The organism is Zoogloea sp., assembly GCF_041904905.1.
GTDB lineage: Bacteria > Pseudomonadota > Gammaproteobacteria > Burkholderiales > Rhodocyclaceae > Zoogloea.
The window spans coordinates 1-5,958 of sequence record NZ_JAYRMI010000116.1 but is presented as its reverse complement, the minus strand read 5'-3'; the positions used below and the strand labels follow the sequence as shown (position 1 = coordinate 5,958).

The 5,958-nt window shown below is 66.9% G+C and carries 6 protein-coding genes; 3 read left to right on the top strand and 3 right to left on the bottom strand.

What is annotated here, in order from left to right:
* From ACE3N6_RS18885 to lexA, 3 genes are all read right to left on the bottom strand, one after another.
* Positions 1 to 868: DNA polymerase Y family protein (locus ACE3N6_RS18885; RefSeq protein ID WP_374247368.1), on the bottom strand; the 868-nt coding region annotated here is incomplete at its 3' end.
* Positions 795 to 1,541 (bottom strand): translesion DNA synthesis-associated protein ImuA, encoded by a 747-nt coding sequence (imuA, locus tag ACE3N6_RS18880; protein WP_374247367.1) that lies wholly within the window; start codon positions 1,539 to 1,541, stop codon positions 795 to 797. The genes imuA and ACE3N6_RS18885, both read right to left, overlap by 74 nt.
* A gap of 105 nt (positions 1,542 to 1,646) precedes the next feature.
* Positions 1,647 to 2,249, bottom strand: coding sequence for a transcriptional repressor LexA (lexA, locus tag ACE3N6_RS18875; RefSeq protein ID WP_374247366.1), 603 nt, complete (start codon positions 2,247 to 2,249; stop codon positions 1,647 to 1,649).
* Between the two features lie 275 nt (positions 2,250 to 2,524).
* Between lexA and ACE3N6_RS18870 the strand changes: the two genes are divergently transcribed.
* From ACE3N6_RS18870 to ACE3N6_RS18860, 3 genes are all read left to right on the top strand, one after another.
* Complete coding sequence (locus ACE3N6_RS18870; RefSeq protein WP_374247365.1) at positions 2,525 to 3,112, top strand: peroxiredoxin; 588 nt, start codon at positions 2,525 to 2,527, stop codon at positions 3,110 to 3,112.
* Positions 3,078 to 3,557 carry a peptidylprolyl isomerase gene (locus tag ACE3N6_RS18865; protein ID WP_374247364.1) on the top strand — a complete coding sequence of 160 codons (480 nt, stop codon included), beginning with the start codon at positions 3,078 to 3,080 and terminating at the stop codon, positions 3,555 to 3,557. The genes ACE3N6_RS18870 and ACE3N6_RS18865 overlap by 35 nt, the downstream gene beginning before the upstream one ends.
* Positions 3,558 to 3,665: 108 nt before the next feature.
* Positions 3,666 to 5,678 carry a dipeptide ABC transporter ATP-binding protein gene (locus ACE3N6_RS18860; protein ID WP_374247363.1) on the top strand — a complete coding sequence of 671 codons (2,013 nt, stop codon included), beginning with the start codon at positions 3,666 to 3,668 and terminating at the stop codon, positions 5,676 to 5,678.
* Positions 5,679 to 5,958 lie beyond the last annotated feature (280 nt).

Below are 5,958 nucleotides of genomic sequence, written 5' to 3'. Positions count from 1 at the left end.
GGGCTTCGAACTCCAGCACCAGCGAGAACCGCTCCAGCCCGGCCTGACGCCCGTCCAGCCAGCCCCCCAGCCCGCCGAGCAGGCGGCGCAGGCCGAACAGCAGGGTGTCCACCTGATCGCTGGGGGCGGGCAGGGGCAGGCGGGCGAGGTAGCGCTCTGGCGGGATGTATCCGCGGCGCGGGTCGGGGGTGGTGCCGTAGGCGCGGTCGAGGAGATCGGTGATCGCCTGGGCCTGCCGTCGTGCTAGGCCGCTGCGGGGCAGGCGACGGATGTCACCCAGGTGGCGGGCGCCGATTCCGGCGAGGAGTTCGAGTGCGTCGGTGCCGGCGGCTTCGCCGAGGACCTCCAGGGGCAGGGGGTCGAGCCGTGCTGCGAGCTGGGTGAGGCTGTCGATCCGGCTGCCGGGGGCGCTGCGGGCGAGCCAGCGGGCGGCCAGCGGCGTTGGCGCGACGGCCTGACGGGCCTGGAAGCCGAGCGCTTGCAGACCTTCGTCGAGGCTGGCGCAGAAGGCTTCTAGGCCGCCGAAAAGACGCAGGCTGGCCCGCACGTCGAGCAGTAGGGTGGCGGGTGGGTCGAGGCTCAGGGATGGGGTGAAGCGCCCGGCCCAGCCGGCGATTTCGGCGAGGGTGGCGGCTTCCTGGGCGGGGTTCCGGTCGACGAGGGTCAGGCCGGGCAGCAGCGCCAGGGCACTGGCGGCCCGCTGGCCGGCTTCGATACCGCCGGCCTGGGCGGCCGGGTTGGCGGCCAGCACCCGCTGGCGCGGGCGGGGGCTGAGAACGGCCAGCGGGCCGGCTTCAGGCTGCGCCCGCTCGAAGATCTGCAGGGGCAGATCGGGCAGGTAGAGGGCGCACCAGAGGGAGGGCTGCATGGCTGGGGCGTGGGCTGGGGTGGAGAGGGGCGGAGTGGCTGGGGTGGTCGGGCAGGTCAATGCCGACCGGGCCGGCCAGCTGTGGCCCCCGGCGTTTGAGGATGCGCACGTCCACCCCGCCGTCCCGGGCTGCCAGGGCCAGGCGCAGCACGGCGGGGGATGGCTGGCTGGCGAAGCTGGCGGGCCGGATCAGGATCAGTGCGGTGGCGCTCTCTTCGGCGGCAAGCTGGAGGCGTCGCAGGGCGCTGTTGTCGGCCTCGGCCAGCCACATCACGACGGCCTTGCAGCTGCGGGAGTTGAGCGACTGGCGGGCGGCCCAGCGGGCATGGGCGGGGCTCGCCGCGTCAACGCAGAGCAGGCGATCGAGGCGGATGCCCATGCCTGCCAGGGCCGGCGCGTAGAGCTGGCCGGGTGGCGCGATGCAGACCGCCCATTGTCGTTCGGGGATGTGCCGGAGCAGGGGGAGGATCAGGCCAAGCTCCCCCACCCCGGTGTGCGGGACGAGCACTTCGGTCAGTGCCCCGACCGGCCAGCCCCCTCCGGGCAGGACGGCGTCCAGGGCAGCATGGCCTGTGCCAATGCCCGGCGGGGCCGACGCCAGGCTGTCTGCCCGCCAGACCAGATGTGCCACTGACGCCGGAGCACGGAGGGCGGAAGCGACCGGGGGCGCCATGGCGGGGCGTGGGGGAGGCTGGAGAGAAGGCCGCGGAGGCGTCTTGCCCTGTGCGCCGGGGTTCAGGCGTCCCGACAACTGCCGGGGCGCCTGAGCCGGAGGCGGTCAGAGGCTGTCGTTGCGGATCAGCCCGACGGCGAGGCCTTCGATCTCGAGCGGCGATTCGCGGGTGTCGACGACGATGGGTTCGAAGTCGGGGTTGGCGGGCAGCAACTCGACGATCGACCCTTTGCGGGAGAGGCGCTTCACGGTCACGTCGTCTTCCAGGCGGGCAACGACGATCTGACCATCTCGGGCTTCGGTGGTGCGATGGACGGCGAGCAGGTCGCCATCGAGGATGCCGGCGTCGCGCATGCTTTGCCCGCGGACCTGCAGCAGGTAATCGGCCCGGGGGGTGAACATGGCCGGATCGATCTGGAAGCGGCGCTGGATGTGCTCGGCGGCGAGGATGGGGCTGCCGGCAGCCACACGGCCGATCAGGGGCAGACCGAGGGATTCGACGAGACGGATGCCCCGGGCACGCCCTTCCTCAAGGGAAATGACGCCCTTGCTGACGAGGGCGCGCAGATGGGTTTCGGCGGCGTTCGGAGATCGGAAACCGAACGCGGTGCAGATTTCCGCCCGGGTGGGGGGGCGGCCTTCGTGCTCGACGGTATCGCGGATGAGTTGAAGAATTTCTTGTTGGCGGGCGGTAAGTTGTTCTGACACGGCATACTCCTGAAGTCTTATGTAATTATATACAGCCGAACCCGGATGGCAAGTACCAGATTGGCTTTCCGGGCGTCGCGGTGCGTGATAAACATCAAATTGCGATGACAAACCGCTTGAGCCCCGGCCGCCGATGGACTATTCATTCAAGAGTGCGCATCGACGGAAGCGAGTCGGCACGAAGCGATACAAAAAGAACAGAGAACAGCACGAATCTGAATCGCCTAATCAGCGGGCCCCGCTTGTCGGGCCCACAGCCCCCAGAGGAGATTTTCATGCTTGTCAGCCATCAACATGCTTCGGGTAGAGTTCTCAAGGCGGCTCGGTTAGAATCCCCCGCCGAAGCGGCAGCCCCGATCGAAGGCCAGCCCGCACCGCTCTTTTCCCTGCCCGATGCCGACATGGAAATGTTCGATCTGGCGTCGGTGCTGGGGTCCCACCACGTGGTTCTCTACTTCTACCCCCGTGACAACGCGCCGGGCTGCACGCGTCAGGCCATCGATTTCAGCGATCACGATGCCGATTTTGCCAAGGAGAAGTGCGTCGTGATCGGCATCAGCCCTGACGACTGTCTCACCCACGCCGATTTCCGCGATCAGCACGGCCTGTCGGTCGAGCTGCTGTCCGACGAGGACGGCGAGGTGTGCAGGCTTTACGGGGTGTGGCAGTCGGCGGCGGTGGATGGTGTCGTCAAGCGCGGCGTGCGTCGCTCGACCTTCATCGTCTCCAGCGACGGCGTGCTGTGCCATGTGCTGCACGATGTGAATCCCCGCGGTCATGCGGCCGAAGTCTTTCAGCTGGTAAAGCAACTCAACTCAAGGAATGTAAATGGAAATCGCCAAGAACACGGTCGTCACGCTTGATTACTCGGTCAAGGACCCGGATGGCAACATGATCGACGACGGTCACCACCCGCTGGTGTACCTGCATGGCGGTTACGACGGCATCTTCGCCGTGATCGAGGAGGCGCTCCACGGCAAGCTGGTCGGCGAGAAGCTGACCATCAAGCTGGCGCCGGAAGATGCCTTCGGCGAGTTCGACGAAGAGCTGGTGCTCGTCGAGGACGCCTCGCTGTTCCCCGACAACATCGAAGTGGGCATGTCCTTCGAGCGCGTCGGCGACAACGACGACGAGGAGATGGTCTATCGCATCACCGATATCGCCGACGGCAAGGTGGTGGTCGATGGCAACCATCCCCTGGCTGGCACCGCCCTGATCTTCGACATCACCGTCAAGAGCGTCCGCCCGGCCAGCGCCGAAGAGATCGGCCACGGTCACGTGCATGGCGAAGGCGGTCATCACCACTGATCGCCTGACGGCTGCGGGGCGCATGGGCAACCGTGTCCTCCTTGGCCGGTTCATGGATTCGAGCGGACCGCCTGGCGGTCCGTTTTCTTTGGAATGTGCAGACGTCCGATGGAAGCGCAAGGTTTGCTGAAGGTCGAACGGTTACGGGTTGAGCTGGGGCCCCGGGATAAGCCCGTCCGCCCGGTCGATGGCATCGGTTTCGAAGTGCCCGCCGGGCGCACGCTGGCCCTGGTGGGCGAATCCGGGTGCGGCAAGTCGATGACCGCCCTGGCCTGCATGGGTTTGTTGCCGTCGGGCGGGCGGATCGCCGAGGGCTCGGTGGAACTGGGCGGCGAGGCCCTGCACCTCATGCCCGAAACCCGGATGCGCGACATGCGCGGCAACCGGCTGGCGATGATCTTCCAGGAGCCGGCCACCAGCCTCAACCCGGTCATGACCGTCGGCGACCAGATCGGCGAGGTGCTCGTCCGCCATCGGGGCCTGCACGGCCGGCCCGCCTGGCAGGAGGCCGAGCGGCTGCTCGCCGCGGTGGGCATCCCCGATCCCGGGCGCCGTCTGGGCGAATACCCCTTCCAGCTGTCCGGCGGCATGAAGCAGCGGGCGATGATCGCCATCGCCCTGGCCGGCGACCCGAAGGTGCTGATCGCCGACGAGCCGACCACTGCCCTCGACGTGACGATCCAGGCCCAGGTGCTCGATCTGCTGGCCGATCTGCAGGCGAGTCGCGGGATGGGCATGCTGCTCATCACCCACGACCTTGGCGTGGTTGCCCGCATGGCCCATCGGGTAGGGGTGATGTACGCCGGCGAGTTGGTCGAAACCGGCCCGCGGGACACCTTCTTCTCGACGCCGCTTCACCCATACTCCCGCAAGCTGTTTGCGGCCCTGCCCACCTCGGCGCAGCGGGGGCAGGCGCTGGAGACCCTGGCCGGGCAGGTTCCGCGGCTGGGTGCGCGGCTGGCCGGCTGTCGCTTTGCCGAGCGTTGCCCCCAGGTGCATGCGCGTTGCCATGAGGTCGCGCCGCCCATGTTCGACGTGGGTGGGCAGTCGGTGCGCTGCCATCTCTACGATCCCGCCCAACTTCAACGCTGGGTCGAGGCGCCAGCTCAGCCGGCGGCGCAGCTGGCCGATCGACGCGAGGCGGGGGGGGCTGCGCTGGAGGTTTCTTCGCTGCAGGTTCACTTCCCGGTCCGGAAGGGGCTGTTCCGTCGGGTGGTGGGGCATGTCAAGGCAGTCGATGGCGTCTCGCTGGCGGTGCCGTCTGGCGAGACGCTCGCCCTGGTCGGAGAATCCGGCTGCGGCAAGACCACCGCCGGCAAGGCCCTCCTCAAGCTGGTGCCCGCCAGTGGCGGTCGCGCACGCTACGGCGATCAAGATCTGCTCACCCTGTCGCCTCGGCAGTGGCAGCCGATGCGGCGCGAACTGCAGATGATCTTCCAGGACCCCTTTGCATCCCTCAATCCGCGGATGAGGGTGGGCGAGATTCTCGAAGAGGGGATGCTGGCGCTGAACGTGGAGCCGGACGCCGCCGCCCGCGCCGCCCGTATCGAAGGTTTGCTGCGCCGGGTCGGGCTCGATCCGGCGATGCGTCATCGCTTTCCTCACGAGTTCTCCGGCGGCCAGCGCCAGCGGATCGCCATCGCGCGTGCCCTGGCAGTGTCGCCAAAGCTGATCGTCTGCGACGAGCCAACCAGCGCCCTGGACGTCTCCGTCCAGGCTCAAATCCTCAATCTGTTACGGGAACTGCAGGTCGAATACGGTTTGTCGTATCTGTTCATCACCCACAATCTGGCGGTGGTGGATTATCTCGCTCACCACGTCGCGGTGATGTACCTCGGGCGGATCGTGGAGCGGGGGCGAGTGGAGGAAGTGTTGCGCGACCCGCGTCACCCCTACACAAAAATGCTGCTCGAGGCCGTTCCGCGCATCGAGACCGCTGGCGCGGCAACGCATGCCGCAGCAAAGGGCGACATGCCTTCACCCCTCAACCCGCCCGGTGGCTGCCACTTCCACCCCAGGTGTCCCCAGATCAGCGATAAGTGTAGAGCGGCCTATCCTGCAGAAATCTCGGTGTCGGCAACCCGGGTGGTGCGCTGTCACCTTGCTTCGGCTCAAGCGTAGTTTGAATGGCGCGCAGCAAGCGCAAGTTTGTGCTTTTGGCGTTGGTTTGAATTAATTTCTCAAACCTCTTGACGGGTTCTGATAGTTCTTTATAATTCGGCCCTCTTCGCAGCGCAGTTGTTTCGGCGCGGTGAAGGGGGGAATGGCCCGGAAGATTGGGTTGTTCCGGCGCAGTCAGGTGTTTGCAGCGAAGTTCAAAAAGATTTCGCGCAGTGCTTGACGGAGCTAAAAAGCTCTGTATAATGCGCACCTCTTCGCTGCAGCGCGCAGCGGTTCTTTA

Bases quoted from the DNA above. Each gene is read 5' to 3' on its own strand.
- ACE3N6_RS18865 (WP_374247364.1), top strand. From the start codon at position 3,078: ATGGAAATCGCCAAGAACACGGTCGTCACGCTTGATTACTCGGTCAAG.
- ACE3N6_RS18860 (WP_374247363.1), top strand. From the start codon at position 3,666: ATGGAAGCGCAAGGTTTGCTGAAGGTCGAACGGTTACGGGTTGAGCTG.
- ACE3N6_RS18870 (WP_374247365.1), top strand. From the start codon at position 2,525: ATGCTTGTCAGCCATCAACATGCTTCGGGTAGAGTTCTCAAGGCGGCT.
- imuA (WP_374247367.1), bottom strand. From the start codon at position 1,541: ATGGCGCCCCCGGTCGCTTCCGCCCTCCGTGCTCCGGCGTCAGTGGCA.